This is a genomic window from Mesorhizobium mediterraneum (assembly GCF_002284565.1).
Classification (GTDB): domain Bacteria; phylum Pseudomonadota; class Alphaproteobacteria; order Rhizobiales; family Rhizobiaceae; genus Mesorhizobium; species Mesorhizobium mediterraneum.
This window is the reverse complement of the sequence record NZ_NPKI01000026.1, coordinates 112,985-139,462: the sequence shown is the minus strand read 5'-3', so window position 1 is coordinate 139,462 and position 26,478 is coordinate 112,985. Positions and strand designations below refer to the sequence as shown.

At 60.9% G+C, this 26,478-nt stretch carries 27 protein-coding genes and 1 pseudogene; 14 read left to right on the top strand and 14 right to left on the bottom strand.

All coding sequences use genetic code 11. From position 1 onward, the window contains the following. Positions 1-52 precede the first annotated feature (52 nt). The gene (locus tag CIT25_RS37590; RefSeq protein ID WP_095486348.1) at positions 53-235 is read left to right on the top strand and encodes a hypothetical protein; all 183 of its coding nucleotides are present in this window, start codon (positions 53-55) and stop codon (positions 233-235) included. A 9-nt stretch (positions 236-244) separates the two neighbouring features. Further along, complete coding sequence (locus CIT25_RS20585) at positions 245-466, top strand: hypothetical protein (protein WP_095486347.1); 222 nt, start codon at positions 245-247, stop codon at positions 464-466. A 102-nt stretch (positions 467-568) separates the two neighbouring features. Here the strand turns inward: CIT25_RS20585 and CIT25_RS20580 are convergent, their stop codons facing one another. Next, positions 569-1,030 (bottom strand): DUF2267 domain-containing protein, encoded by a 462-nt coding sequence (locus tag CIT25_RS20580; protein WP_095486592.1) that lies wholly within the window; start codon positions 1,028-1,030, stop codon positions 569-571. Between the two features lie 416 nt (positions 1,031-1,446). Between CIT25_RS20580 and CIT25_RS20575 the strand changes: the two genes are divergently transcribed. Next, positions 1,447-1,611 carry a DUF3309 family protein gene (locus CIT25_RS20575; RefSeq protein ID WP_095486346.1) on the top strand — a complete coding sequence of 55 codons (165 nt, stop codon included), beginning with the start codon at positions 1,447-1,449 and terminating at the stop codon, positions 1,609-1,611. 172 nt (positions 1,612-1,783) lie between these two features. Continuing rightward, positions 1,784-3,190 (top strand): PAS domain S-box protein, encoded by a 1,407-nt coding sequence (locus tag CIT25_RS20570; RefSeq protein WP_245329922.1) that lies wholly within the window; start codon positions 1,784-1,786, stop codon positions 3,188-3,190. Between the two features lie 60 nt (positions 3,191-3,250). Here the strand turns inward: CIT25_RS20570 and CIT25_RS37175 are convergent, their stop codons facing one another. Then, the gene (locus CIT25_RS37175) at positions 3,251-3,592 is read right to left on the bottom strand and encodes a hypothetical protein (RefSeq protein WP_206072970.1); all 342 of its coding nucleotides are present in this window, start codon (positions 3,590-3,592) and stop codon (positions 3,251-3,253) included. A 249-nt stretch (positions 3,593-3,841) separates the two neighbouring features. Between CIT25_RS37175 and CIT25_RS20560 the strand changes: the two genes are divergently transcribed. Next, positions 3,842-4,081: a hypothetical protein gene (locus CIT25_RS20560; RefSeq protein ID WP_095486345.1), complete on the top strand. Its 240-nt coding sequence runs from the start codon at positions 3,842-3,844 to the stop codon at positions 4,079-4,081. Positions 4,082-4,355: 274 nt separating this feature from the next. Next, a complete protein-coding gene (locus CIT25_RS20555) occupies positions 4,356-4,772 on the top strand; it encodes an HD domain-containing protein (RefSeq protein ID WP_095486344.1) in 417 nt (138 codons plus the stop codon). A 58-nt stretch (positions 4,773-4,830) separates the two neighbouring features. On the opposite strand, the gene CIT25_RS20550 is transcribed toward CIT25_RS20555, so the two are convergent. After that, positions 4,831-5,241, bottom strand: a complete 411-nt coding sequence (locus CIT25_RS20550; RefSeq protein ID WP_095486343.1) for a DUF427 domain-containing protein — start codon at positions 5,239-5,241, stop codon at positions 4,831-4,833. Between the two features lie 335 nt (positions 5,242-5,576). Between CIT25_RS20550 and CIT25_RS20545 the strand changes: the two are divergent. Then, a pseudogene (locus CIT25_RS20545) lies at positions 5,577-6,013 on the top strand (CBS domain-containing protein). A gap of 97 nt (positions 6,014-6,110) precedes the next feature. After that, positions 6,111-7,241 (top strand): site-2 protease family protein, encoded by a 1,131-nt coding sequence (locus CIT25_RS20540; RefSeq protein WP_095486342.1) that lies wholly within the window; start codon positions 6,111-6,113, stop codon positions 7,239-7,241. A gap of 151 nt (positions 7,242-7,392) precedes the next feature. On the opposite strand, the gene CIT25_RS20535 is transcribed toward CIT25_RS20540, so the two are convergent. Beyond that, a complete protein-coding gene (locus CIT25_RS20535) occupies positions 7,393-8,049 on the bottom strand; it encodes a TerC family protein (RefSeq protein WP_095486341.1) in 657 nt (218 codons plus the stop codon). Positions 8,050-8,445: 396 nt separating this feature from the next. On the opposite strand from CIT25_RS20535, the gene CIT25_RS20530 reads away from it, so the two are divergent. Then, a complete protein-coding gene (locus CIT25_RS20530) occupies positions 8,446-9,555 on the top strand; it encodes a calcium:cation antiporter (RefSeq protein WP_095486340.1) in 1,110 nt (369 codons plus the stop codon). 275 nt (positions 9,556-9,830) lie between these two features. Here CIT25_RS20530 and CIT25_RS20520 read toward each other — a convergent pair whose 3' ends face one another. Genes CIT25_RS20520 through CIT25_RS20505 form a run of 4 tightly spaced genes read right to left on the bottom strand, consistent with a single transcriptional unit; the run spans position 9,831 to position 13,247 of the window. Then, entirely contained in the window at positions 9,831-10,469 is a 639-nt protein-coding gene (locus CIT25_RS20520) for a phosphoribosyltransferase family protein (RefSeq protein ID WP_095486339.1), read from the bottom strand. Beyond that, on the bottom strand, positions 10,466-11,140 hold the full coding sequence (locus CIT25_RS20515; RefSeq protein ID WP_095486338.1) for an energy-coupling factor transporter transmembrane component T family protein: 675 nt from the start codon (positions 11,138-11,140) through the stop codon (positions 10,466-10,468). The genes CIT25_RS20520 and CIT25_RS20515 overlap by 4 nt, the downstream gene beginning before the upstream one ends. Beyond that, positions 11,137-12,654, bottom strand: a complete 1,518-nt coding sequence (locus CIT25_RS20510; RefSeq protein ID WP_095486337.1) for an ABC transporter ATP-binding protein — start codon at positions 12,652-12,654, stop codon at positions 11,137-11,139. Before CIT25_RS20510 ends, CIT25_RS20515 begins: the two co-directional genes overlap by 4 nt. 20 nt (positions 12,655-12,674) lie before the next feature. Then, complete coding sequence (locus CIT25_RS20505; RefSeq protein ID WP_095486336.1) at positions 12,675-13,247, bottom strand: aminotriazole resistance protein; 573 nt, start codon at positions 13,245-13,247, stop codon at positions 12,675-12,677. 385 nt (positions 13,248-13,632) lie between these two features. Between CIT25_RS20505 and cyoA the strand changes: the two genes are divergently transcribed. From cyoA to cyoD, 4 genes are read left to right on the top strand one after another with little or no spacing between them, the layout of a single operon-like run. Further along, the gene (cyoA, locus tag CIT25_RS20500) at positions 13,633-14,583 is read left to right on the top strand and encodes a ubiquinol oxidase subunit II (protein WP_095486335.1); all 951 of its coding nucleotides are present in this window, start codon (positions 13,633-13,635) and stop codon (positions 14,581-14,583) included. Between the two features lie 3 nt (positions 14,584-14,586). Next, positions 14,587-16,581, top strand: a complete 1,995-nt coding sequence (gene cyoB, locus CIT25_RS20495) for a cytochrome o ubiquinol oxidase subunit I (RefSeq protein WP_095486334.1) — start codon at positions 14,587-14,589, stop codon at positions 16,579-16,581. Then, complete coding sequence (gene cyoC / locus CIT25_RS20490) at positions 16,578-17,261, top strand: cytochrome o ubiquinol oxidase subunit III (protein ID WP_095486333.1); 684 nt, start codon at positions 16,578-16,580, stop codon at positions 17,259-17,261. The genes cyoB and cyoC overlap by 4 nt, the downstream gene beginning before the upstream one ends. Further along, positions 17,258-17,659 carry a cytochrome o ubiquinol oxidase subunit IV gene (cyoD, locus tag CIT25_RS20485; protein ID WP_095486332.1) on the top strand — a complete coding sequence of 134 codons (402 nt, stop codon included), beginning with the start codon at positions 17,258-17,260 and terminating at the stop codon, positions 17,657-17,659. Before cyoC ends, cyoD begins: the two co-directional genes overlap by 4 nt. Positions 17,660-17,816: 157 nt before the next feature. Here the strand turns inward: cyoD and CIT25_RS20480 are convergent, their stop codons facing one another. Next, entirely contained in the window at positions 17,817-19,886 is a 2,070-nt protein-coding gene (locus CIT25_RS20480; RefSeq protein ID WP_095486331.1) for an oxidoreductase, read from the bottom strand. 242 nt (positions 19,887-20,128) lie between these two features. On the opposite strand from CIT25_RS20480, the gene argE reads away from it, so the two are divergent. Continuing rightward, the gene (gene argE, locus CIT25_RS20475; RefSeq protein ID WP_095486330.1) at positions 20,129-21,292 is read left to right on the top strand and encodes an acetylornithine deacetylase; all 1,164 of its coding nucleotides are present in this window, start codon (positions 20,129-20,131) and stop codon (positions 21,290-21,292) included. Positions 21,293-21,327: 35 nt separating this feature from the next. Here the strand turns inward: argE and CIT25_RS20470 are convergent, their stop codons facing one another. Genes CIT25_RS20470 through CIT25_RS20450 form a run of 5 tightly spaced genes read right to left on the bottom strand, consistent with a single transcriptional unit; the run spans position 21,328 to position 26,298 of the window. After that, the gene (locus CIT25_RS20470) at positions 21,328-22,278 is read right to left on the bottom strand and encodes a LysR family transcriptional regulator (protein ID WP_095486329.1); all 951 of its coding nucleotides are present in this window, start codon (positions 22,276-22,278) and stop codon (positions 21,328-21,330) included. 50 nt (positions 22,279-22,328) lie between these two features. Further along, complete coding sequence (locus CIT25_RS20465) at positions 22,329-23,819, bottom strand: aldehyde dehydrogenase (protein ID WP_095486328.1); 1,491 nt, start codon at positions 23,817-23,819, stop codon at positions 22,329-22,331. A 27-nt stretch (positions 23,820-23,846) separates the two neighbouring features. Next, positions 23,847-24,521: a DUF1028 domain-containing protein gene (locus CIT25_RS20460; RefSeq protein ID WP_095486327.1), complete on the bottom strand. Its 675-nt coding sequence runs from the start codon at positions 24,519-24,521 to the stop codon at positions 23,847-23,849. 5 nt (positions 24,522-24,526) lie between these two features. Further along, entirely contained in the window at positions 24,527-24,967 is a 441-nt protein-coding gene (locus tag CIT25_RS20455) for a RidA family protein (protein WP_095486326.1), read from the bottom strand. 56 nt (positions 24,968-25,023) lie between these two features. Next, the gene (locus CIT25_RS20450; RefSeq protein WP_095486325.1) at positions 25,024-26,298 is read right to left on the bottom strand and encodes a flavin-containing monooxygenase; all 1,275 of its coding nucleotides are present in this window, start codon (positions 26,296-26,298) and stop codon (positions 25,024-25,026) included. Between the last annotated feature and the right edge of the window lie 180 nt (positions 26,299-26,478).

Sequence of the window (26,478 nt, the reverse complement as noted above, 5' to 3'; positions counted from 1 at the left end):
TCCGGAACCTTCTCAGGGGCCTGCTTGTTTTGGCTGGTGAAAGGAGACCGTCATGAGCACAAAACCACCACCCGTTCCGGCAGAGAACCAGAGCCCTAAGGGTCCGGGCGATAAGAAGTCGGTTCCTGTCGACCAAACGCAGCACAGCCATTCCGCCCCAAATCCCGACAAACAGGGCCAGCAGGGCAACACGAGGGTCAATACGACCCACCAAGGCTACCAGCAGGACCGTTAGGTGATTTTCATGTCCACGTCGAAGAAGACCCGCGCCAGCATCCGCCACGGCGGTCCTGGCGCATCGCACGAGAATGCCAAGGAGCCGCTGGTGATAGAAAAGCCGCCAGCCGATTCCGATCTGCGCAGTCGCAGCAAGATCTCAGGCGGCGGAGGTGAACGCGACAGCCACCATACTCATGATCCTGAAAAGAAGGGCGGCGGCACCCGACCGGCGCGAGAAGGAAGGTGAATGGTCGCTGAAGCCTGCGGCGTCGCGCCTCGCATTCTTTGCTGAAAATGCGGGGCGCGAATAGGCCGTCTGATTGTGAGCACCGCCTGACGGCGCGGTGGTCTAGGCAGCGCTTTGGTCCGGGGGGACGACCCGTTCTTCGGCCAAGCGCCACATGGTGCGCAGCTTTTCCGGTAAAGTGGCTTGGACCTTGGCGACCTGACCACGCGAGACATGCCGCGATAACGTGGCAAAGACAGAACGCACCGCATCATCGGCATCCATGAGCCGTGAATCGGACAAACGATCGGTGACTTCGATGACAAACTCGTCCCAGTCCCAATCGCTCGGCTGCCTTGCCGGCTCGAACTGATCATAATAGGCGCCACGCACCAAAACTGGCAGTTCTGCGCCGAGATGCGCCGCTAGCCCCAAAGGCAGCCGGTCACGCAGCATCTGCAGGACTGTCGACAACACCTTCCAGCAGAGCTGCCTGTCTGGGCCGAGCTCTTCCATCAAGTCATTGAGCCAGACGTTGGTTGTCTGAAGCGTCTTGTCGAAGACGTCGAGGCCTGTCGCGCTCACTATACCGTCCTCCCGGTCACGTCCGCCGCGCACAGTTATTCGTGAACGGATTACATCCGCATGAGTTCCCTCAGGTCTTCAAATTCCGCGACTACTGTCTCGTTGCAAGATGCGGACACCGTCTCGGCAGTGGCTGTGGGCTTTTTTGGCTTACCGTCGCAACTTCGGCCCACGTTATGCATTCTTACTTTAGATCGCCCGTCCCTCCAGGCGGTCCGGGGCTGAAAAAGCCTGTTGCCCGCTGGCTCCCGGCCGGCGGGCTTTCTCGTGGGCCTACCGGCTTTGCCGCTAGACAAGCCATAGCAAATGCTACTTCCGGTGGAACAGGAAGCCCTTCTGGGAGTTCATGCTTCATCAACAGGCGCATGGACGTGCCCCTGTGAGTGGCGCGCCGGCGCAAGAATGGGAGGACCACCATGAGCCTCGGAACCATACTCATCATCATTTTGATCCTTGCCTTGCTGGGCGGGTTCAGCGGTCTGGGTGGTGGACCGTTTTATGGCACTGGCTACTATGGCGGAGGCGGCCTCGGTCTCGTGCTGTTGATCGTGATTATCCTGGTCCTTCTCGGACGCATTTAGGGCCCGCACGATTTAGCCGATAACTTCACTGGTGATCCTGTGTCGGCCTGGCACCTCGTCCAGGAATGTCGCCGCAGCCGGCGGGGCAAAGGGGGGATTGTCACGACGGGGAACCGAAATTGCTCAAGCGCATTATAGCCTTCTGCAGAAATCCACTGGAATGGCGCCGTACGTGAACTTCGTTCAACAAGCCGATGTCGGCCTCGGAGTTCCGGGCGTTCCCTCTGCCGATCTGCTGCAGGCACTGCCCGTTGCCGTCTATACCGTCGACGAGCAGGGACGCATCACCTTCTTCAACGAAGCCGCAGCTGAGCTCTGGGGCCATCGTCCGGTTATCGGCCGGGACCTATGGTGCGGCTCGTGGAAACTTCGTCATCTAGACGGTCGGGATATGGCACATGGCGAGTGTCCGATGGCCGTGGCGCTGCGCGAAGGACGGGACGTCTCATGGGACCAAGCGATTGCGGAGCGGCCGGACGGTGAATTCGTCCCGTTCAAGGCTCACCCACGCCTGCTTCGCGACGAAGCGGGCAACGTTGTCGGTGCCATCAACACGCTGCTCGACCTGCGCACGCAGACGCTGGGCGATGAAGCCCGCATGCGTCTTGCCGCCATTGTCGAATCGTCAATGGACGCCATCGTCTCGAAGGACATGAACGGCATCATCACCAGTTGGAACGATGCTGCAGAACGCTTGTTCGGCTACAAATCTGCCGAGGCGATCGGCCGGCCGGTGACGATCCTCATTCCACCCGACCGTCTCGACGAGGAAGTCTCAATCATCAGCCGGATCCGCGTCGGCGAACGCGTCCCCTCCTATGAGACGATGCGCCTGCGCAAGGACGGCACGCTGGTTTCGGTCTCGCTCACCGTCTCGCCGATCCGCGACGCCATCGGGCGGGTCGTCGGCGCCTCCAAGATCGCGCGCGACATCAGCTCCCACAAGGAGAACGAACGGCGCATCCGTCTGCTCATGCGCGAGGTCAACCATCGGGTGAAGAACCAGTTCTCGGTCATCATCTCGATGATCCGCGAGACCAGCAAGCTGACGAGCACACCTGAGGCTTTTCTCGGGCAGGTTCGGGAGCGCATCACGGCACTTTCTGAATCCCATGATCTCCTGGTCAATGCCGAGTGGCGCGGCGCGACGGTCGGCGAGCTCATCCAGGCACAACTCAAGGCCTTCGCAGCGCAGCCTCGCGTGTCGACGGCCGGGCCACTGGTGATGCTGCAGCCGAACGCAGTGCAGTATCTCGGCATCGCCTTTCACGAACTCGCCACCAATTCGGCAAAACATGGAGCGCTGTCCTGCAGCGACGGACGTGTCGAAATCGATTGGAATCTGATCCCTGCCGGCGACGGTGCCGAAACCTTTCGACTAGTCTGGCGTGAGTTGGGCGGGCCGATCCTGGACGCTGTCAGGGGTCGCGGTTTCGGATCCGTCGTCCTTGAGCGGGTGGCGCCGCAGGCTTTCAGCGGCAGCGGCCGGCTGGAGTTCCATGAGCAAGGCGTCACCTGGACACTCGAGGCACCGCTGCACTTCGTCCAGGCGTCAGTGGCGGATAACGCGGCCGTTTGAAAGCGCCCGTGAAGCTAAACCCTTCCCCTCCGACTCGACTGTGCTGACGCTCGGCCGGACCTATTGCATTCGATCCGGCTCGCGATGATGGAGCGAAACAGTTCTGCCCTCCAGAACATCGAGGTTGCCCCTCTCGGGCAAAGCATCGCGATTAACTGAAAGCCGATGGACGTTATCTAATTCAAAGACGCTCAGGCTGTCGAATTCCATGGCTGCCCCGTAGAACTGGGCCGCTTGCAGCACCAGGCATTCGATGTCTTCAAGTGCGACGTTTTCTGCGAGGTTTCGCAGCCGCGCGGCCTCAGCCACCGCGGTGACATTGACGATCCCCTTGCACCGGGCGGCTGCCCAAACTTGGCGGTTAACATCGTGACACAAACGAGCCGAATAACCGTCTCTCATGGAGAACCCTCCTTTCAGGAGCGGTTTGTCCCTTGAGATTAGCATCTGCCACATCGGCTCCAATAACAAGCGAAATCCATAAAATAATTCGTGAATTCAATAAGTTAGCATAGAACGCAGGCTGCACAATCGACTTCTCACAGTAACTGCAAGCCTTTCACGCCGACGGCCCATAAACCGATCTTGACGTTCGGCGAGCCTTTTCCTAATTCTTAGGTAAATACTAACTTTGAGCGGCTGGAGGCAAAAGTGGCCGAACTCGAACGACCCGAACGACTGCAGATCATGCTAACTGCTGACGAATTGGCTGCGTTGGAAAACTGGCGCTTCGAAAGGCGCATGCCAAGCCGGTCGGCGGCCGTGAGAGAGTTGCTGCGGCGCGGTCTCCATGCAGACGGGTTTCTGACGGCAGCACAGGGTGCCAAGTCACAGGATTTTGGAATTCTGCCCAATTCCGGGATTGTCGATGGACCGTCCGACGGCGGCTAGCCGCCTCACACCGCGCATCTGGCCTGTCGCTCAAGGCTAGCAACCTATCCCGGTGTTCCCAAAGATCGGCGACGGCACGCTATACGGCAGGTTCGGTGACGCGAAGCTGGAGACCCTTCGGCAACATTCGGCAACAGTGTGTCGGAGCCCTGCCTGCGCTCTGGAACCTCAGGCAATCGTCGCGCGTTCGGTGACACGGGCTACGGTGCCACACGCTTTTTTTGAGGCACGTTCCGGTTGCATCACCACACACAGGCCAGCAAGGATCGAAGCAATGAGCGTGCTTTACCGCGCCGCAAAAATAGCCGAACAGGCTCATGCCGGGCAGACAGACAAGACCGGGCGCCCCTATATCGAACATTGCCGCCGGGTCGTTGACGCCGTCGAAACGCTCGACCAGAAGGCCGTTGCCTATCTTCACGACGTTCTAGAGAAAAGCGACGATTGGGATCGCGATCGGCTCGAGGCGGCTGGTTTCGGAACCTCCATCGTGTCGGCAGTCGATGCCATGACACGCAGGCCCGACGAGGACGACCCCGCTTTCGTGCGCAGAGCAGCAGCCAACCCATTGGCGCTGCCGGTGAAGCGCGCGGATCTCGCCGACAATCTGTGGCAGGCACGGCAGGTCGGCACCTCGACATCGAAATATGAAGCCGGCCTGCGGATCCTCGACGAAGAATTCACCGATTGACGGAAAAGATCGCCGTCTGCGGCGTGACCGCCCCGATGTGGAAAATTCAAGCGCCGCGCTACTCGGGGATGTGAGGCGTATGTCGCTTATCCTCGGCAGGATCGGCATCGATCCGCGCCTTGTCGGGATCGAAGGCGCCATGGCGGGCGATGGCCAATGCTGGCGCGTCGGGCGTCTCGTAGGCCCACATGAAATCATCAGCCGCTCCGCCGACCGCGTGAACCCGCCAGTAGCTCGCCGTGCCCTTCAACGGGCTGCGCGTTGTGGTGTTCGTCTTCTCCAGAAGGTCGAAATAGATGTCCTCGAAAGGGATATAGAAGACAGGATCATGTCCTTCTTCGTGAAGCACTTTTGCCCGCTCGGTTGAGGCAATAATCGCGTCGGAGAACCTGACCGTCACCGTCCCATTGAACGGGGTAATAGTAAGCGCGCTGGGGTGGCGGGCGGAATTTGCGGCTAAGGGCTGCATTCGACTTCTCCGTTGGCTGCGTTGGCTGCGCTGTCTCCCTGAAACGTCGTATTGTCCATCAGGGTTCCAGTTTGGCCAGTCGTTGGCGTTTGTCGCTGCGGCGGCAGCTACGGCGATGGGCGCGCATTGGAGCGCACGACCGTGGGTGGTTCGACTTCGCGTCAAAGACATACCGCAAGATCCTGGCGATGTGGGCTTTCCCAGCCCTTCCGGCTGCAGGTGAGAGACCTGCTGCGGGCCGTTCAGATTCGAGGGAACGTTACTGCCGAAGAGTTCGTTTCCTAGGTCGACACCAAAACCGGCGGCAGGGCTTCGCAAGTAGAAGGGAGATTGCCATGAAAGTCGGCAACTGCATGACGAGGAATGTCCAGGTCGCGAACCCCGAACAGTCCATTCGCGAAGTAGCGCAGACTATGGAAAGGCTCGACGCCGGCGTGATGCCTGTGGGCGACCACGACCGGCTGGTCGGGATGATCACCGATCGTGATATCGCGATCCGCGGCGTAGCGTTGGGCAAGGGACCTGACGCCAAGGTGCGTGATGTCATGAGCCCGGAGGTCAAATATTGCTTCGATGACGAAGACGTCGAGCATGTGCTTGAGAATATGGGCGACCTGCAGGTGCGTCGGCTCCGGTTCTGAACCGCGACAAGAGGCTCGTCGGGATCATCTCTCTTGGCGATCTCGCGACGAATGGCGAAGCGGCAGAAGCGGGAGAGGCTTTAAGCGGCATCTCGAAGCCGGGCGGCGAGCACTCGCAAACCACTCACTGACCGACGCCGCGACACGTCGGCGCCTGATATTCTCGAACGATTGCAAGCGCCCTGCCAAAGCCTATGGTGAAGGTGGGGCCTCTCGGAGTGGATAGATTTGGGTTGGTCGCTGAACCTCGGGACGATCGCAGGCACCACCGTGCGCGTTCACTTTACCTTCCTGCTTCTGCTCGTCTGGATTTGGTTGACGCACTATCGGATCGGCGGCACGCCGGCGGCCTGGGAAGGTGTTGCGTTCATCATTGCCGTCTTTGCCTGCGTGGTCCTGCATGAGTTTGGCCACATCGCTGCCGCACGATATTTCGGCATCAGCACGCCGGACATCACGCTTTTCCCGATCGGCGGCGTGGCCAGGCTGGAACGCATGCCCGACGAGCCGGGGCAGGAGTTCGTGATCGCGGTCGCGGGGCCGCTGGTCAATGTCGCGATCGCCGCGCTGATCTTCGCCTTGCTCGGCGGGTCGGCGGGTGTCGAACAGATGGCCGGGATCGAGGACCCGCGCACGAATTTTCTCGCCAGGCTTGCAGGGGTCAATGTCTTCTTGGTCCTTTTCAACATGATCCCGGCCTTCCCGATGGATGGCGGCCGTATCCTGCGCGCCGCCCTCGCCGCCCGCCTCTCCTGGTCGCGCGCGACCCAGATCGCCGCCACGATCGGGCAAGGATTGGCCTTCGTCTTCGGTTTCCTTGGGCTGTTCTACAACCCTCTGCTGATCTTCATCGGCATCTTCGTCTATCTCGCCGCGGCAGCGGAAGCCCAGAACGCACAGATCCGCGAGGTCGCCACAAGCGTGCTTGTCGGGGACGTGATGATCACCGAGATCGCCCGGCTGGACCGGTCGGCGACGCTCGACGAGGCAATCGAGATGCTGCTCGCGACCACGCAGCATGAATTCCCGGTCATCGATTCCGCTGGCCATCTTGAAGGACTGGTGACACGCAACGACATGATCCGGACATTGAAGGAAAAGGGCCCCGCTGAACCGGTCGCGAGCGCAATGCGCAACGATATCCCGAAAATACATTACCGCAAAAGTCTCGAGGAAAGCCTGCGCCTCATGCAGCGGGCAGATGTGCCTGCCGTTGCGGTCGTGGACAATTCCGATCGACTGGTCGGGCTCATGACACACGAAACCATAGGCGAGATGCTTATGGTCCGCTCAGCCGTTTCAGATGGCTTCCGATTTGGTCGTTTGCGTGGGGGCAAGCCGCGACTTACGCAAATCTGAGCACCAGGATATTCTTTCTCTATCGCCGGATCGAGCGGGTCCGCTCTAAATCGTAAGGGAGCGGGTCGAGGGAGGAATAACTTTCGATCAAGCTTGCTTAGGAACAGACCGGCCGGAACGATGCGGTTCCGGCCGATCCACTTTTTGCGTCTTAAGAGCCCGCGACGTGAGGCATAAGTTCAAGAGTACCGCGATAGATCATGTCGCCAGCTACGTAGAGGATGACCACCAGGCCGACATAGGCAATCCAGCGATGCTTCTGAAGCAGATTGGCAATGAAGTTTGCGGCAATGCCCATCAGCGCGACGGAGAGGACAAGGCCGAAGATCAATACGTTCGGATGTTCGCGCGCAGCACCCGCTACCGCCAGAACATTGTCGAGCGACATAGAGACATCGGCGATGATGATCTGCCAGGTTGCCTGCGCCAGCGTCTTGCGTGAGGCTTTGCCAGCTACGACGCCATCGTAGTCAACGTCGCTTTCCGAAAGCGCTTCGATCGCCTGTGTTTCCTGTGCATGGTTTTGCCGAAGTTCGCGCCACATCTTCCAGCAGACCCACAACAGCAATATCCCGCCGGCAAACAGCAAGCCGACGATCTGCAGGAGCTGGGTTGTGGCGGCCGCAAAGCCGATGCGCAGAACGGCCGCTGCGACGATACCAATGACGATGGCGTTTCTGCGCTGCTCTTTGGGTAGCCCGGCCGCGGCAAGGCCGATAACGATGGCATTGTCGCCGGCCAGCACCAGGTCGATCATGATGACCTGCAAGAGAGCGGTCATTGCTTCAGGACTGAAAAATTCTGTCATACGGCACCCTTGCGTTCAGCTAGGGGTGACGAGGCTTGCGAGCATAACCGTAGAGCAACGCGGACACCGCGTATGATGAGAGAAATGCCGCTACAGCTGAAGAAACTCAAAGCCAGGCCACCCGGATTGGAATTCCAGTCCGACATCACAGTCCTGATGGACTGCCAGAGGGGCCCGGCCTGGTAGCACCTAGCTATTGCCGGAAGCGTGAAAACTCAAGGCTTAATTGTGATCCGGCCTATGCGGCATCGAGCTCGGCCAATTTCGTTACGCCAAGTCGGTCGTGCACGCGGCCATTGAACGGGCCGGCAGCCGCAAGTAGACTGACACCATGGGCTTCGGTCAGTCTCTGTAATACCCAATCTGCGACCGTCGATGGGATGAAGGAAATCCGTCTTGGCTGTTCATCGACGACCGATCGCCCAATATCTGTTCCCAATCGGTTCCTTGGGCCTGGCCGCACTAATTCATTTCGGCGGCGCGTCGATCGAGCATTCGCTGCTTTCGATCAAGATCCTGGCTTTGATCGTGGTCGCCATCCTCATCTTCGCGACCGTGTTTGTGGTTTTGCATCATGCAGAAGCCGTCGCACGGCGGCTCGGTGAACCTTACGGCACGCTGCTGTTGACGTTTTCGGTCACTGCCATCGAAGCATCGGTCATCGTTTCGATGATGCTGCACGGCGCGAACAATCCGACGCTGGCACGCGAGTCCGTGTTCTCGACGGTCATGATCGTGTGCACTGGTGTGGTCGGGGTCTGCCTCACCCTGGGTGGGCTGAAGCATCGATATCAGGACATCAAACGTCAGGGCACCAACGCTTCCCTTGCCGTCATTATGGCGCTGACGGTTCTTACGCTGATCCTTCCAAACTACACCCTTGCAACAAGCCCCGGTGTGTTCTCCGCATCGCAACTCGCATTCGTGAGCGTCCTTTCAGTTCTCCTCTATGGTGCGTTCGTCTTTGCACAGATGGTGCGCCAACGGGGCGATTTTATCGAGGATCTGACGTCCAGAGCCGAACATGAGGAGCATGTATCTGAGGGTGGGAAAGTGACTACCAACGTGCTCCTTTTATTTGTCGGGCTGGCAGGGATCGTTCTTCTGACCGAGCAGGTGGCCGGCAGCATCGAGGATGGGCTCGCATTTCTTCAAATTACCCAGGCGGACGCAATCGTGGGCTTCTTCGTCGCTGCGCTTGTGCTTATGCCGGAAGCGGTATCGGCCGTTCGGGCAGCGCTTAATAACGAACTTCAGCGAGGACTGAATGTCGCCCTCGGCTCCGCTTGCGCGACGATCGGCCTGACAATCCCGGCAATCGGGGTGGCGAGCCTGCTCACAGGACGAAGCCTGATGCTTGGTCTGGGTCCGGGGGATACTGTGCTTCTCCTCCTCGCGCTTGCCATTAGCATCGTGAGCTTTGGGACGGGCCGAACAACGATGCTGACGGGGCTCGTTCATCTCGTCGTGTTTGTCGCCTATCTGTTCCTTATCTTCGTGCCCTAGGATGCGGAACCGTGTCGTGTCGATTTTGCACGCACATGGCCGCAGCTACTGGATCTTCGAGCGCAAGCGATCCGTCGCGAACTCCATCAACACCACGACGACGAAGATCACGAGAATGATGGTCGAGGCGTTCTTGTATTGGAGAAGATCGAGCGGTCTTTCCCGCTCATCTCTTTCCCGACTTCGAGCAGAGATACGATGTGTGTCAGTCGGTGACTGATGTTTTCCGCACGTATGGCGCTACCGGCAACCGGCTAGTGTACGGGACCGGTTCGCTAGAGAAAGGTTTCTGGAATGGGGCTCCAGCCGTCCTTGCCTAATGCGAATTGCGGGATATGCGCAAGGCTGTGGATCAGTGCCTGGTCCGGCCCAAGCGTTTCTTGCCAATCCCGCGCCTCGGTGAGGATCACACCGATGCCGACCACTTCCGCGCCCGCGCTGCGCGCCAACTCGACCGAGCCCTTTAGGCTTGAGCCGGACGCCACGACATCGTCAACCACCACGACGCGTTTGCCTGCTAGGAACGGTATCGCGCGGCGGTCGAGAAGCAGGCGCTGCTCGCCCTTCGAGGTGATGGAGGAGATGTGCTGGACGAGCGCGTCGCCCAGATGGATCTTTGGCGATTTCTGCAAGATCACGTAGTTATCGAGGCTCAAGGCGCGGCTCACTTCGATGGCGACGGGAATGCCAAGCGTGGCCGCGCCCACGATCACGTCGGGTTTGAGCGGTCGCAGTTTCTCGGCCAACTTGCGGCCGACATGCTCGCCGAACCTTACTCCGAGATCGATGACCATCATCAGCGAGATGGCGAAATCCGGCCTGATCGCGACGATCGGCAAGTCGACCTGCAAGCCGGCGACGTCGACCGGCCAGTTTTGCCCGGTTATCGGCGAAAAGGCGGTTTCCTGGGTCATTTTGTTTGTCCTTGATGAGCGAGTCGGGGTTCGATCAGCAGGCCCACATTGCGCCACGTTGTGCGCTTTCGGTTCATGTCGAACCCGTAGATGGAAAGCGAAAGCGAGATGGCGTGCGCCAAGCGGATGGCCTGCACTAGAAGCGGCACACCGCGTGCGAGCGCAAAGCGCAATCGAGTGGGTAGCGAGACGTTGTCGATCTCCATGCCGCGTGCGCGCTGCGCGTCGGCGATGCGCTCGAAATCCTCGCGCAGCATCGGGATGATGCCGAAGGTGAGCGACAGGATCAGAGTGACAATGGGCGGGAGACGAGCTGCACTGGCCACTGCCAGGATAGAGCCTGGAGTGCTTGTCTCCATGACGAAATAGAATGCCGCGGTCGTCGTGATGAGGCGTGCAGCCATCCCGGCGGCGATCGGCAGGGCATCGGCAGGCGAAAGCCCCTGCAGCAGGAGATTGCCGATCCAACTCGCCATGACCAGAAGCACGAGAAGCGCCGCACCCTTGAGATAGCCGCGCAAGCCGGGCACCTGCATCACGCTCAGGAAAACGAGAGAAAGCAGGGCCAGGGGCACGCCAAAGCGCCAGTCCGGCGCAAGCCAAGCCACCAGCATGATCGTGAATGCACCCGTCAATTTCACGAAAAAGTTGAGCTCATAGATCCGTTTCATGCCGCTGCTCCGGTCGATAGAGCCGTCGGTGCGGGCCAACCGAGCTGGGAGAACGCGCTCGACGCCCAGGCTTGCTGCGGCGCGCCGTCGAAGACGATCTGCCCTTCGTCCAGTATCAGCGTGCGCGAGGCGACATCTTGGACGAGGTCGAGATCATGCGAGATGAGCATGATCGCGCGCCCCGACGACAGCATGGACCCGATGAACAGGTCCAGCATGCGTCTGCCCTGCAGGTCGCGCGCAAGCAGCGGCTCGTCCAGGATCGCTATCGATGCCTGCGCCGCATCGGCGCAGGCAAGCCCCAGCAATGCCTGCTGCCTCGTCGAAAGCGCGAAGGGGTTGGCTTCGGCCAACCCTTTAATTTCGTATTTCTCTAGCGCGGCATGCGCCTCCCTCCTTACTAAATCGTCGGCTGCCGCGCCTGCGGTCATGGAGAAAATGACTTCCTCGAGCACAGTCATGTTGAACAGGATGCGGCGCATGTTCTGCGGAAGATACGCGATCGCGCGGGCGCGGCGCGCAACGGTCCAGCCGTCGGCCGGTTCGCCGCCAATACGGATCGATCCTGCGGCGAGCTTCGCCAAGCCGAGGATCGACTGGAACAGCGTCGTCTTGCCTGCGCCGTTGCGCCCTATCAGCGCCACGTGCTCCCCGGCGCGAATCTGGAGCGAGACATCACGCAATACCGGGACGCCGTCGGGGCGCGCAAGCCGGGTGCGGATGCCGGAAACCGAAAGCAGCACGTCGCCGGCAGGAAAGGACGGAGTGCAGGTCGTCCGATGATTGGGCGGCAGGATGCCCGCCTCCAGCCATGGCTCTTGCTGTGTCATTATCGTGCGCGCGGCGACGGCCTCCGAAAGCCTGCCCGACACGAGCAGGCGCACATTTTCAGCGACAGATTTGAATGCACCCGGATCCTGCTCGGCGACAAGCAACGAGGGCACCTCGTCGGCAAGCTTCGCGAGAATTCGAACCAGCCGTGCACGGGCAGCTGGATCGAGCCCTGTCGTGGGCTCGTCGAGCACAAGCAGCACAGGCGTAGCCGCAAGGGCAGCTGCGATTGCCACCATCCGCCGTTCGCCGCCGGAGAGAGTGAGTACTCGCCTCCCCCGCAGCGGATTGAGTTCAAGCTCATCGAGCAGAATCTGCAGCCTGCGGCGGATAAGTTTCTTTTCCACGCCCCGGTTTTCCAGCGGGAACGCGATCAGGTCCTCGACACCGAGGTCCCAAAGCTGGTCCTCGACATTCTGAGTGACGATGCCGATCTTGGTAAAAAGGGCATCCTTCGACAAGGTCGACAGCGGCTGGCCATCGAATGAAACCGAGCCGGAGAAGTGGCGAGGGGCAACGAGGCGGGGGATGATCCCTCCCGCCACGTTGAGCAACGTGGTCTTGGCCCCGCCTGCCGCCCCGCACACGAGCAGGCGCTCGCCACGTGCAATGGTCATCGTGGCTTCGGTGACTGCCATCGGCGCATCGCCGAAGCCCACCGTCACATCGTTCAGTTCAAGCACTTTTCAAATCTTACCTGCGCTCAAAAGCGCGTGAAACCGGCCGGATGCGCGCTCTTGAGTATCTTCAGCGCTGGGACAACAAGAAGCGGCGTGCCTATGATCATCGGCACGATGTCCGACAGGCCCAGATACATCACCGCCCACCAGAAGGGGAAAATGCCGAGATAAGCGAGACTGGCCGAGACCGCGACGACCATCACAAGGCCAACGATGAGGCACACTGCCGCAATTTTGATCAGCGTGTTGCGATCGAATTTCGTCCTCGCTGGGTCGAATATCAGCCCGGGCAAGAGGCCAGTGAGGCCTACCATGATGCCGTCGACGATGAGCGAATGAGCGGGGATGAAGGTACCGGCCAGCAGCGACCAGACTATGGTGCCGAGATAGCCGCAGATGAAACCGCTCTTCCAGCCGAGCAGGATGCCCACCAGCGGGGGCAGAAAGGCGAAGATGCGCCACTGGATGACGCCGGGAACGAGTTGGATCGGGTTCGCATAGGCCCAGAGCACTCCGGTCGCCGCTGCAGCGACGATCGAAAGCACGATCGGGAAGAGGGTATTGCCCTCAGGATGAGTTGCAGTTGCTTCTTGCATGACGAAATTCCCCTGATGTGTCTCCCGTATTTGATAAGCAAGTTATGTGCCGACCTTGGCGGGCACATCGGACTGGGCCGCGGTTGCCGCTTCTCACGGACTGCACACCAACTCCGCCAAACGTTAACTTTGCCTCGCGTAAATGCCCGGGAACAAATTCGGCCCCTGAATGTTCGGCTTTCCGCGGACCGGCGGCTTATCTGTTTCGCACCTAAAACCAGAGAGACAGGAAATTCTTCGACGTATACGGTCTTTCTCACTGCAAGTTGAAGCCGTTGCTGAGGGAGCTGATTTCGCGTCGATGCGCATAGTTTCGGCCCGTGGCCGGTGGCCACGAACGAACCGGAGCCGGGTGACTATGTGATCACCTACCATAGGGACGAACATGAAGCGGGCTGGCTCGTCAGGCCTTACCATTCTCTTGCTGGGCACGGTCGAGCTCGCCGGCTGCGCAGGCGGCGTGCTCGACCCACAAGGGCCGGTCGGCGCCGGCAATCGGACAATCCTGCTCAACTCGCTGGCCGTCATGTTGGTGATCGTCGTCCCGACCATCGTCGCCGCGCTATGGTTTGCATGGTGGTTTCGCGCTTCCAACACCCGCGCCAAATATGATCCAGGATTCACCTATTCAGGCCGGATAGAGCTCATCGTTTGGTCAATTCCCACGCTGACGATCCTCTTTCTCGGGGGTCTAATTTATTACGGATCCCATCAGCTCGACCCTCGCAAGCCTCTATCGTCGACCAATTCGCCGCTCGAGGTGCAAGTCGTCGCGCTCGATTGGAAATGGCTGTTCATCTACCCCGACCAGCAAATCGCGAGCGTCAACGAACTGGTCATGCCTGCAGGCACGCCGGTGCGGTTCCGTCTGACCTCGGCGAGCGTAATGAACACATTTTTCGTTCCGCAGCTCGGGAGCATGATTTACGCGATGAACGGTATGGAAAGCGAGCTCAACCTCCTGGCCGACAAGCCTGGCGTCCTGTATGGCCAGTCGGCCCACTACAGCGGCGACGGTTTCTCGGACATGAATTTTCGGGTGCGGATCGTGCCGCCCGAAGCGTTCGCCCAGTGGACGGCGGGCCTCCGCGGCGGCGGCCAGACCCTGAACGCGGGGGCGTACCGCGAACTCGCTCGACAAAGCCAGGACGTCGCTCCGTTTGCGTTCTCGCATGTTCAGCCAGGGCTGTTTGATGCGGTGGTGCGTCAATACCTGCCGCCAGCACCCGGGCCAAACGAAGGCCGCGGCGGCAATCCACGGGTCCACCCCGATCCTTTGGGTCCAGCCACGCCGGCGGACCCGAATGCCAGACATGAACGACACGGAGGCGGTTGAACCATGCTGGGAAAGCTCGACTGGTCCGCGATTCCCTTCGATGAGCCGATCCCCCTCATCGCCGCTCTCGTCGTCTTCCTTGCGGCTATCGGCGTGTTGGCCTGGATCACCGTCAAAGGCTTCTGGCCCTACCTGTGGCGCGAGTGGATCACCTCGGTGGACCACAAGCGGATCGGCGTCATGTACGTACTTTTGGCGGTGCTTATGCTGCTGCGCGGTTTCATCGACGCGATCATGATGCGCACCCAGCAGATCGCCGCCATACATGGGCCAGGCTATCTGCCGCCCGACCACTATGACCAGATATTTTCCGCGCACGGCACCATCATGATCTTCTTCGGCGCAATGCCGTTCATGATCGGCCTCATGAATCTCGTGGTGCCGCTGCAACTCGGCGTGCGCGATGTGGCCTTTCCGACGCTCAATTCCGTCAGCTTCTGGCTGACTGCGTCGGGTGCACTGCTTGTCAATATTTCACTGGTGATTGGCGAATTCGCCCGCACCGGGTGGCTCCCCTACGCGCCGCTATCGGAGCTCGACTACTCCCCGGGCGTCGGCGTCGATTACTATCTCTGGGCGATCCAGATCTCGGGCGTCGGCACGCTGATGACCGGCGTCAATCTGGTTGCCACGATTCTGAAGATGCGCGCTCTGGGGATGGGCTATCTGCGCATGCCCATGTTCTGCTGGACCTCGCTCGCCGCCAACCTCCTCATCGTCGCGGCGTTTCCCATCCTGACGGCGACATTGGCGATGCTCACGCTCGATCGCTATCTAGGGTTCCACTTCTTCACGAACGAGGCTGGCGGCAACCCTATGATGTTCGTGAACCTCATCTGGGCCTGGGGCCATCCGGAGGTCTATATCCTCGTGCTGCCCGCCTTCGGCATCTTTTCGGAAGTGTTCTCCACCTTCTCGTCAAAGCCGCTGTTCGGTTACCGTTCGATGGTGGCCGCTACGCTCTTCATCTGCATCGTTTCTTTCATGGTGTGGCTGCATCACTTCTTCACCATGGGCGCCGGCGCAGATGTGAATGCCGCCTTCGGCATCGCCACCTCGATCATTGCAGTCGGTACCGGCGTGAAGATCTACAACTGGCTCTTCACCATGTATGGCGGACGCATTCGCTTCGACACGCCGATGCTGTGGGCCATCGGCTTCATCACCACCTTCACCGTCGGCGGCATGACCGGCGTGCTGCTGGCCGTTCCGCCTGCCGATTTCATGCTGCACAACTCGATGTTCCTTGTTGCGCATTTCCACAATGTCATCATCGCAGGCGTGCTGTTTGGGGCTTTCGCAGGCTTCACCTATTGGTTCCCGAAGGCGTTCGGCTTCCGGCTGCATGAAGGCTGGGGCAAGGCGGCGTTCTGGTTCACGCTGCTCGGGTTCATTCTCGTCTTCCTGCCACTGTATATCGTCGGGCTGCAGGGGATGACGCGCCGCCTTCAGCACATCGAAATCGACCCTTGGGTGCCTTGGCTGATCGTTGCGGCCTGCGGTATTCTTGTGATGATCGTTGGTGCGGCCTGTCAGATCACGCAGCTTGTCGTATCAATCAGGCACCGTGATGAGTTGCGCGACGAAACCGGCGACCCATGGGACGGCCGCTCGCTGGAATGGTCTACATCGTCTCCGCCGCCAAGCTTCAATTTTGCCAGACTTCCGCATGTGGGAGGCGAGGAAGCCTACTGGACCATGAAGCAGCGCAGGATCGAAATGCAGGATTCGGGCGAGGAGCCGGCCTATGAACCGATCGAGATGCCGAAGAACAGTCCTACCGGATTCGTGGCCGCCTTCTTCGCGACCCTCGTTGGATTCGCGCTCATATGGCACATCTGGTGGCTAGCCATCATCGGTCTTATCGGCGCCTACGCCACCTTCGTGGTCTTTGCCTGGCGTGACGTCGCCGAATATGAGGTGTCCGCCGAAGAGCTCGAGCGCATTGAACGCGCCGGTCAGCCTGCTTGGTCTAAGCACGGGGAGGAACTCGCATGAGCGCGGTTTCGGGAGCGCTGCCAGGCGCCATTTCGCCTGGCAGGCCAGATCCACATCGGCTCGGCCACGGCTCCGGCCATAGTCATGGTGCGACGGGGCACGGCGAAGGTGGACCGGCTTCGAAATTCGTGACCGTCGCCTACGGCTTCTGGATTTTCCTGCTGTCCGACATCATCATGTTCTCGGCCTTCTTCGCGGCCTACGCCGTGCTGGCGAAGGAGATCGCCGGGGGCCCGTCCGGCGTCGATCTGTTCGAGCTCCCCAGGGTCGCGATCCAGACCGGGCTGCTTCTCACCTCCAGCTTCACTTGCGGTCTGGGAAGTCTTGCCAGCCACCGGCGCGATATGGTCTGGACACAGATCTGGCTGCTTGTGACAGGGATCCTGGGCGCCGCATTTCTTGTCCTCGAGGTGCAGGAATTCGCCGGAATGATCGAGGAAGGTGCCGGTCCTTCGCGCAGCGCCTTCCTTTCTGCCTTCTTTGCGCTGGTTGGATGCCATGGCCTGCACGTGGGAATGGGCCTGCTCTGGCTGGGCACGATGATCGCGCAGCTTTGGGTGAAGGGTTTTCGCGCCGACATCTTGCGTCGCCTTCAGTGTTTCAACCTGTTCTGGCATGCGCTGGACATCATCTGGATCGCGATCTTCACTCTCGTGTATCTTCTGGGAGCCAGCGCATGAGCGATCGTGACCACCGCCCCGAAGAATTCGCCGACCTTGACGATTCCGCGCCTGGCGAAGAGCGCATCAACGAGCAGGAGGTGGCCGGCGGCCTGCTGGGCTACGTGACAGGGTTTGGCCTGGCCATCCTGCTGACCATCGCCTCTTTCGTCGCGGCGCAGAGCGGTCTCATCTACCAGCCGGCGATCATCTCCGCGCTCGTTGTGCTCGCCATTGCGCAGATGGGCGTGCACCTCGTCTTTTTCATTCATCTCACCACAGGCCCGGACAACACGAACAACGTCCTGGCGCTGGCCTTCGGCGTATTCATTGTCGTGCTTGTCGTGCTCGGTTCCGTCTGGATCATGACGCACCTCAATCACAACATGATGCCGATGAACGGAATCCAAATGCAGTAGTGCAGCAAACGAGAACTGGGCTATCTGCCTTCTCCGTCTGGGCGCCTGGCTATCTCCAAAGGTTCGGGGCGCCGATACATCCTCGCGAATTTGTGGCTCGTCGAATGCTGAGCAACAGAAGCATGAACGGCTTCAAATCTATCTATTTCTTCTCAAACTATTCCGCGGCCAATGCCGTGATCTCGCGACGGAAGGGCAGTGCGTCGCCAATATCGGCTTCATCCAGCTCGCGAGCAAAGCGGTGCCCCGCATAAGTTGCCCACGCGATCGGCCCCGGCGCCTCGGCATCGCCGATGACCTTGATCGAGCGAATGCCGTTATCGGCCCATTCGTCCCTCCGCGCCTTCAAGCCCTGCCAGACGCCATCGTCCTGTTGGCGCGACGTCACCAGCACCACAGCGTCTGCGGCGATGTCACGTCGGTTGCCAGTATATGCACAGGCGGTGGCAACACCTCCCGGCACAATGCGCGTCACGATCCGGTTCAACACGATCTCAACGCCGAGGTCAGCCAGCCGGCGATGGATGGCGCCCTGCTCCAGCGTGTTGCGGGTCCAGTCGGATACATAGGCGGATGGCGTCACCAGCGTCACCTTCGCGCCCTGGCGCGCCATAAGCTCCGCCAGAACGCCACCCATGTAGTAGTGGTCGTCGTCGAACAGCACGACATTGCCGGTCGGCACATTGCCGCCCATCAGATCGTCCGGCGTGTAGACCGGCATGACCGGATCGATCGGCATCGGCACGACATGCGCGCGCGCCACGCCGTCGCTGCGCCATGTCGAGCCGGTGGCGATGGCAACGTTTTGAAAGCCGAAGGCCAATATGTCCTCGGCAGACAACCGGCTTTCGAAGTAGACGTCGACATTCGACATTTGGCTGAGCTGATACTGGCGATAGTCGCGCACGCGGCCCCATGCGGAGAGGCCAGGCAAGCGGCATTCGCGCGCCACGCGGCCGCCGAGTTCGGTGCCGGCTTCGGCAACGGCCACCTTATAGCCACGCAGGCCGAGTGCGCGAGCGGCCTCCAGCCCGGCAGGGCCGGCGCCGACGATCAGCACGCTCTCGCTGTCGCCCTTGGCCTGCATGTGTTCCGGATGCCAGCCTTTGCGCCACTCCTCCATGAACGTTGGATTCTGCGTGCAGCGCGAGATGGACATCGTCATGTCGCCGGTAATGCAGATGTTGCAGCCGATGCATTCGCGAATATCCTCGATCCGCCCCTCCTCCACCTTCTTCGGCAGGAAGGGATCGGCAATCGATGGCCGCGCACAGCCGATGAAATCAAGCGTGCCGGACCTGATCATCTTCACCATCACATCGGGCGACGTGAAGCGACCGACACCGACGACCGGCTTCGAGGTCAGCTTCTTGATGCCGGACACGAGGCTCTCCTGCGCGGCCTCCTCCTTGAACCGCGACGGCCCGGAGCAGTCCTCCCAGGCGCCATGAGCCAGATCCCAGAGATCGGGCAGGTCGGCGTGCATCTCGATCATGTCACGCACTTCGGAATTGGCGAAGCCAAGCTCGCCGATCATCTCGTCCAGCGACAGCCGCAGCGTCAGGCCGCAGGTGTCGCCGATGGCATCCCGGCCCTCTTCGATCAGCTCACGCATCAGCCGCGAGCGGTTTTCCAGCGAGCCGCCATATTCGTCGCTGCGCTGGTTGGTGGCGGTAGACAGGAAGTGCTGGATGATGCCGAAGCCATGCGCGCCGTAGAGACAAACCAGGTCGAAGCCCGCCCGCCTGGCACGCTTGAAGGCATTGCGGTGCCAGCGGCGCAGGTCGCGGATATCTTGCTTATCCATGGCGCGCGCCTGAACCGGATCGTTGGTGAAGGTCCGGATGGGCAGGGCCGACGGTCCGCGTGGCACTTCCTTGGTGTAGAGATTCGGGCCGTTGATGCCTGAATAGGCCAGCTGGATGCCGGCCAGCGCGCCATGCTGGTGCATGGCGCTGGCCATCTTGGCCAGTGCTGGGATATCGGCGTCGTCCCACAGCCTGAGCTCGATGAAGGGCGTGATCTCCGAGGTATGGTGCATTTCGGTCTGCTCGGTGAAAATGACGCCCCAGCCGCCTTCCGACTTGATGCGGCGCATCTCGGCCGCAGCAGATGGATCGCGGTAGCCGCCGCCATTGCAATGCGGAACCTGATAGAAGCGGTTCTTGGCGGTCACCGGACCGATCTTCATGGGCTCGAACAGAATGTCGTAGCGTGGATCGCGCATGGAGCTTTCCTCGAGCCGCGGCGCAAGCCAGTCTGGCGAGCGCCATTAGGTTGATGCCGAGAGACTACTCATAAGTTGAGGCAGGCGCCGGAAAACTACAGATTTCTTCCGTGCCGATTAGGACCCGCCTAATCGGCACGGCCTGGATTAGCATCCGGTGAATCCCGGCTGAGCCAAATGCGACTTCAAGGCCGTGGCCACGCGATGCTAGATAGCTCGCACGGGCAACGAGATTTAGACGCATGGACAGCATCCGGATCCTTGAAAAGCTGATCGCATTCCCGACGGTGAGCCGTGACTCGAATCTCGACCTTATCGGCTACGTAGCGGACCTGCTGGACGCGCATGGCATTGCCTGCCAGATCATTCAAAGCGAGGATGGCCATAAGGCCAACCTCTTTGCCACTATCGGACCGGCCGGCACTTCCGGCATCATGCTGTCCGGCCACACCGACGTCGTTCCCATCGACGGCCAGAACTGGACGCTGCCGCCCTTCGAGATGAGCGAGCGCGACGGCAAGCTTTACGGACGCGGGGCGGCCGACATGAAGGGCTTCGTCGCCAGCGCGCTCGCTGCATGTGTCACGGCCTCGAAAATGACACTGCAGACCCCGTTGCACCTGGCACTCTCCTACGACGAGGAGATCGGCTGCATCGGCGTGCGCAGCCTGATCGACATGCTGCGAGGAGCCCCGCAACGGCCGTTGCTATGCATCATCGGCGAGCCGACCGGCATGAAGGTGGCGACGGGTCACAAGGGCAAGCTTGCCGCACGCGCCATCTGCAAGGGACGCGAAGGCCATTCGGCGCTGGCTCCACTGGCGCTCAACGCCATCCATCTCGGCTGCGACTTCGTCGCCGCCTTGCGCCGGGAACAGGACCGGCTGGCGCGTGATGGCGCCCGCGATGGCGACTACGACATTCCCTACACAACCGTCCACGTCGGCAAGATGAACGCCGGCGTGGCGCTGAACATCGTGCCGAACCTCTGTCAGATCGACTTCGAGATCCGCAATATTGCAGCCGACAACCCTCAGGAGATCCTCGACGGTCTGCGCGCGGAGGCAGCGCGCATTGCCGTCGAAGCTTCGGCCATCGCGCCCGAGGCGGCGATCGACATCGACATCACCAACACCTATCCCGGCCTGGATACGCCGCTCAGTTCGCAAGCCGTCGCTTTCGTCAAATCGCTGACCGGCGCCAACGACACCATCAAGGTTGCCTTCGGCACGGAAGGTGGCCTTTTCAGCAGCGATCTCGGCACGCCGACGGTCGTATGCGGACCGGGGTCGATGGCGCAAGGGCACAAGCCGGACGAATTCGTCAGCGTCGAGCAGATGCGCCGCTGCGACAACATGCTGGACGAATTGCTGCGGCGGCTTGCCGACGACCAACTTCGAGCTTAGCAACAGAGCGGTTCCGATTTGATTGGGTGGCTGATCTAGCCAATCGACTGGTGTTCCACCGCCCGCCCGGCGCCGAATACGCCTTGCTCAACCACAAAATGCCGGCAGTGATCGATGAACGCCTGGACGGTTTGCGTGCGATGTTCAGAGTTGGGCAAGGCGACGCCCATGGTCAGAGGTCGCAAGTCACCATCCAGCGGCACAAAGACAAGTGGCTTGCCGTCCGGCGCCAGGGTGTTGAGCGGCCGCATATTGGCGATGCCGTAGCCGAAGCCATTGGCCACCATAGTGCGCATAACCGCAATGTCGCCTGTGCGCTCGGCGATGTTCGGTCGGATTCCCCGCTGGTGGAACGCCGACAGGAAATATTCGCGACTGAAAGGCAGGTCGAGCAACACCATCGGCTCGTCGGCCAATTCTTCCGTCGTGATCGACGCCTTTCCCGCAAAGCGGTGCCCCGCTGGCAGCATGACATAGGCTGGCACCAGGATCAGCGGCTCAAAGGTCATGTCCTGCGACAGTTCGAGATCGTATGTCAGGGCAAGGTCGATTTCGCCGCGCTGCAGCATCTCGAGCAACTGCCCTTGATTGCGCTCGAACTGCCGTACGCGCACATCAGGATAGGCGCGCTCGAACTTCATGCGCAGAGCCGGCAGGACGATCTGCGCGAACGTCAGCAAGCATCCTACTGCCAGCGGGCCGCGCACCTTTTCTGCAATGTCGCCAGCGACGTCATGCAAGGCGTCGGCGTCGTTGAGCAAGCGGGCGGCTTCCTTAAGGAAGACGCGACCGCCGGCGGTGAGCGAGAGGCCGTGCGAATGCTTGCGGACAAAAAGCTGGACGCCGAACTCAGTTTCCAGCTGCGCGATGGAGGCCGAAATCGATGGCGGTGACACGTTGACCTGTTCGGCCGCCTTTGCAATGGAGCCAGCCTCGCCAACGGCGACGAAATATTCCAACTGTCTGAGCGTAAAGCGTAGCGGCATGGCTGGCTATGTTGCCGGTTTAGGTGCTTCGATCAAGCCTTTGCCATCCATCAGTATTTGATCCACGTCGTCTTGAGCGCGGTGTACTTGTCGAGCGCATGCAGCGACAGGTCGCGGCCGAAGCCGGATTGCTTGAAGCCACCGAACGGCGTCATCGGGCTCAGCGCATCGACCGTGTTGACGGAAACCGTGCCGGCATGGAGCCGGCCGGCGATGCGGTGTGCACGCGACATGCTGTCGGTCCACAGCGATGCGGCCAGCCCGTATGGACTGTCATTGGCCATACGGATCGCCTCCGCCTCGTCGTCGAAGGCGATGACAGAAAGCACCGGCCCGAATATCTCGTCCCGCGCAATCGGATCGGTATGCGCGACATCGTCGAAGATGGTGGGCTGGATAAAGCTGCCGCGCCCGTTGACCGTGACCAGATCGCCGCCCGCAACCAAGCGCGCGGTTTTCTTGCCGGCCTCGACAAACCGCATGACATTGGCCGCGTGACGGGCATCGACCATTGCGCCCATTTTCGAAGCCGGATCGAGTGGATCGCCGGGCTGCGTGGCCGCCGCGCGCTGCACGAGCCTTTCCACAAGAGCGTCCTTGATGCCGCGCTGCACGAGCAACCGTGAATTGGCGGAGCAGACTTCGCCCTGGTTGAAGAAGATACCAAAGGCCGCCATATCGGCCGCTGCGTCGAGGTCGCTGCAATCGGCAAAGACGAGGTTGGGGCTCTTGCCGCCGGTTTCCAGCCAGACCTGCTTCATGTTCGACTGACCGGAGTACTGCAGGAACATCTTGCCCACGGCAGTCGAGCCGGTGAAGGCAAGGCAATCCACATCCATGTGGCGGCCAAGCGCCTGGCCGGCGGTTTCGCCAAGGCCGGGCACCACGTTGAGCACGCCAGCCGGCAGGCCCGCTTCAACAGCCAGTTCCGCCAGCCGCAGGGCCGACAAGGGCGACTGCTCGGCCGGTTTCAGCACGACCGAATTGCCCGCCGCCAGCGCCGGCGCGCACTTCCAGGTCGCCATGTCGAGTGGAAAATTCCACGGCACCACTGCGCCGATCACGCCAAGCGGCTCGCGCCGCACCAACACCAGATCGCCTTCACCGGTCGGCGCCACTTCGTCATAGATCTTGTCTATGGCCTCGCCATACCATTGGAAGATCGCTGCCGAGCCGGGAACGTCGACCGAGGCCGCATCCTTGACGAGTTTGCCCATGTCGAGCGATTCAAGCAGGGCCAGTTCATGCAGGTTTTCGCGCAGCAATTGCGCCAGCCGCAACAACACCTCCTTGCGGTGCGCCGGACTGGTCCGTGACCAGACGCCGGCGTTGAAGCTGCGCCGGGCCGCGGCAACAGCCAGATCGATGTCTTCTTCGCCACAGGACGCCACTTCGGCCAAGACTTCGCCGGTTGCCGGATTGACGCTGGCGAAGGTTCGGCCAGAACGCGCCACAACCGCCTTGCCGTCGATGAACGCCTTGTCGCAAAAACGGATCGCGGATGCTTTGCCGATCCAGTCCTTGTGGCTGAGTTCGCTCATCGCAGATGTTCCGTGGCTGTCTCTTGACTATTCATCGCCGGGCACGCCGTAGCTCGGCGCATCGGATGGATTTATCGCGCGGGTCACATAGGCATCGAGCTGTGGCTTGTAGAGTTCCCACAGCGTCGCCAGTTGCTCGATCGGGCAGTCGTCGGTCCAGTCGCAGCGCAGGTCGGCGACCGGCCACGCAACCTCGCGCACCAGCTTCATTCCGGCGGAATGGATCGGGCCTGCCTCGCCACCTGCTTTCAGCGCGGCGCGCATGGTCGCGATGAGGCGGTCGCCCAGATGCCCTTCCGACACCAGAAAGGCCTCGACCATGGCTTGCGGCACTCCGTCATGGGCCAGCATGTTTCCGCCGCAAGCAACATTTTCCGCGCGCGCTTCCGCCCAGATGCCAAGCGCCCTGGGGCCTGAATGAATTGCGGTCGTCCCAGTGGCATCGACAGCCAGCACCTGCCGGTATTCGCTATAGGCGCCGGTGCGCTTCAATATGGCGACCGCCTCGGCCGCCGAAGCGCCGCGCGCCAGCAGTTCGAGGCCTCGCAGACCAAGCGTCGGATCGGTGACGTTCTGGCTTGCAATGGCGCCGACACCTGCCTGCGCGTAGGCGCAGCGCGCTGCTACCGCCGGCGACGAGGATGACACCGCGACCCCGAACATGCCGGTGCGGCTGCACCGCGCGACAATGGAGAATGTCATCGCCGTTAATCCGGGATGATCGAAGTGCGATCATCCGGAATGACGGCGGTGCCGTCGATCTCGACCAGCCAGTCCGGCCGCGCCAGGGCCTGCACGACAAGGCCGGTTGAGACGGGATGCACGCCTTTGATGTATTCGCCCATGGTGCGGTAGACCGCCTCGCGATGGCGCACGTCGGTGATGTAGACCACCACCTTGACCAGGTGTTCCATGGTGCCGCCGCACTCCTCGATCAGTTGGCGAATGTTCTGCATGACCTTGTGCGTCTGCTCGACGGGATCGTGGCTATCGATGTTCTTGGCCGTGTCGAGGTCCTGCGGACACTGGCCACGCAGATAGACGGTTCTGCCGCCCCGCGTAACAACCGCCTGACACAGATCGTTGTCGAGTTTTTGCTCGGGATAGGTGTCTTTCGTGTTGAACTTGCGAATTCGGGTATGCGCCATCTTGGTCTCCGTCAGATCAGGCTCGAGGTCAGGACATCCGTTTCAGTTGCCGTTGGCTACGCCACCTTGGTGTCGCGCTTCGCGGACGCATGGTAGGCTAGGTATTTGCGCTGCGTGGAAATATGGTCCGCCACATGCTGGGCGTCATGCCAGACGCCCCAGATGAAGCTGGATCCCCTGCGCGATTGCCACGGCAGGCCCAGGAAATAGATTCCGGGCTCGGTCGACACACCGCGCTGATGCCTCGGCTTGCCCTTTTCGTCGAACACATCGACTTTCAGCCAGTTGTAATCGACGGTGAATCCCGTTGCCCAGATGATCGAACCTATTCCTGCTTCTGCCAAGTTGAGATCGAGAATCGGATCGGTCACGCATTGCGGGTCCGACCCGATCTTGCGGGCCTCGGGCTCTTCGGGAAGGTCAAGGCCGTTTCGGGCAACATAGGCGTCGGCCTCGTCCAGCACCGACATATAGTTCGCATCGCCGCGAGCGATATTCCTGGCCAGATCGGGCGCGAAGGTCATGATACCGTCCCTGTACAATTCCGTCCGGCCAACCAGCGTCATCCCTTGCGCGGCAAGGCGCCGGAAGTCGATCGTTTGGCCCCCACGCGCACCGCTCACCGCGATGGTGACATGTTCCGTGCCGGGCGCCGGCGCCTGGGCGTCCCACTTGCCCAAAACCCCCAGCCACCAGCAGAAGTCACGCTCGCGATAGGCCCGCGGCGGGCGATCATGCGGCCCGACCGAGAGGTAGACGCGCCTTCCCGCACACAAGAGTTCGTCCGCGATCTGCACCCCCGAGGATCCCGAACCGACCACCAGCACCGCACCGTCGGGCAGTTGGCCGGGATTACGATAGGCGCTGGAATGGATCTGCATGAGCCCGGCATCTGCGGGAACGATGGCCGGGACAACGGGATGTTGGAAAGCGCCGGTGGCGGCAACCAAATTGCTGGCCTCGATCACGCCATCCGAGGTTTCGACCTGGAAACCGGGGCGGCCGACGAGCCTGCGGACTTTTTTTACCTCCACGCCGCAGCGGATAGGGGCTGCGATCATTTCCGCGTAAGCGGCAAAATAGTCCGCAACCTTCTCCTTCGGGACAAAGGCATCGGGATGGGTATCAGGAAACTCCATGCCCGGAAAACGATCGTGCCAAGCGGGACCATTGGCAACCAAGGAGTCCCATCTTTCGGAGCGCCAGCGTTCGGCGATGCGGCGGCGCTCGAGGACGAGATGAGGCACGCCGCACTTGCTCAGATGCTCGCTCATAGCCAATCCCGCCTGGCCGCCGCCAACAACGAGCGTGTCTACTTTTTCAACTGACATTTCAGCGGCCCTTTCTGGCTCTCCCCGAGAATTTCTGCGGATGCGACGGAGGTCTGATCGTTGGTTTACTGGAGGGACCGGGCAGCGAAAATTACGATTTCATGTGGCACTGGTTAGCTTGTCCCTAAATGCCGGGAAGCATGGCCGAAGATGTGGACCGCAGGGCACGGATCATCGCCA

Bases quoted from the DNA above. Each gene is read 5' to 3' on its own strand.
- CIT25_RS20555 (WP_095486344.1), top strand. From the start codon at position 4,356: ATGAGCGTGCTTTACCGCGCCGCAAAAATAGCCGAACAGGCTCATGCC.
- cyoB (WP_095486334.1), top strand. From the start codon at position 14,587: ATGCTGGGAAAGCTCGACTGGTCCGCGATTCCCTTCGATGAGCCGATC.
- CIT25_RS20535 (WP_095486341.1), bottom strand. From the start codon at position 8,049: ATGACAGAATTTTTCAGTCCTGAAGCAATGACCGCTCTCTTGCAGGTC.
- CIT25_RS20585 (WP_095486347.1), top strand. From the start codon at position 245: ATGTCCACGTCGAAGAAGACCCGCGCCAGCATCCGCCACGGCGGTCCT.
- CIT25_RS20505 (WP_095486336.1), bottom strand. From the start codon at position 13,247: ATGCAAGAAGCAACTGCAACTCATCCTGAGGGCAATACCCTCTTCCCG.
- cyoA (WP_095486335.1), top strand. From the start codon at position 13,633: ATGAAGCGGGCTGGCTCGTCAGGCCTTACCATTCTCTTGCTGGGCACG.
- CIT25_RS20550 (WP_095486343.1), bottom strand. From the start codon at position 5,241: ATGCAGCCCTTAGCCGCAAATTCCGCCCGCCACCCCAGCGCGCTTACT.
- CIT25_RS37590 (WP_095486348.1), top strand. From the start codon at position 53: ATGAGCACAAAACCACCACCCGTTCCGGCAGAGAACCAGAGCCCTAAG.
- argE (WP_095486330.1), top strand. From the start codon at position 20,129: ATGGACAGCATCCGGATCCTTGAAAAGCTGATCGCATTCCCGACGGTG.
- CIT25_RS20460 (WP_095486327.1), bottom strand. From the start codon at position 24,521: ATGACATTCTCCATTGTCGCGCGGTGCAGCCGCACCGGCATGTTCGGG.
- cyoC (WP_095486333.1), top strand. From the start codon at position 16,578: ATGAGCGCGGTTTCGGGAGCGCTGCCAGGCGCCATTTCGCCTGGCAGG.
- CIT25_RS20515 (WP_095486338.1), bottom strand. From the start codon at position 11,140: ATGAAACGGATCTATGAGCTCAACTTTTTCGTGAAATTGACGGGTGCA.
- CIT25_RS20465 (WP_095486328.1), bottom strand. From the start codon at position 23,819: ATGAGCGAACTCAGCCACAAGGACTGGATCGGCAAAGCATCCGCGATC.
- CIT25_RS20470 (WP_095486329.1), bottom strand. From the start codon at position 22,278: ATGCCGCTACGCTTTACGCTCAGACAGTTGGAATATTTCGTCGCCGTT.
- CIT25_RS37175 (WP_206072970.1), bottom strand. From the start codon at position 3,592: ATGAGAGACGGTTATTCGGCTCGTTTGTGTCACGATGTTAACCGCCAA.
- CIT25_RS20480 (WP_095486331.1), bottom strand. From the start codon at position 19,886: ATGCGCGATCCACGCTACGACATTCTGTTCGAGCCCATGAAGATCGGT.
- CIT25_RS20450 (WP_095486325.1), bottom strand. From the start codon at position 26,298: ATGTCAGTTGAAAAAGTAGACACGCTCGTTGTTGGCGGCGGCCAGGCG.
- CIT25_RS20575 (WP_095486346.1), top strand. From the start codon at position 1,447: ATGAGCCTCGGAACCATACTCATCATCATTTTGATCCTTGCCTTGCTG.
- CIT25_RS20520 (WP_095486339.1), bottom strand. From the start codon at position 10,469: ATGACCCAGGAAACCGCCTTTTCGCCGATAACCGGGCAAAACTGGCCG.
- CIT25_RS20455 (WP_095486326.1), bottom strand. From the start codon at position 24,967: ATGGCGCATACCCGAATTCGCAAGTTCAACACGAAAGACACCTATCCC.
- cyoD (WP_095486332.1), top strand. From the start codon at position 17,258: ATGAGCGATCGTGACCACCGCCCCGAAGAATTCGCCGACCTTGACGAT.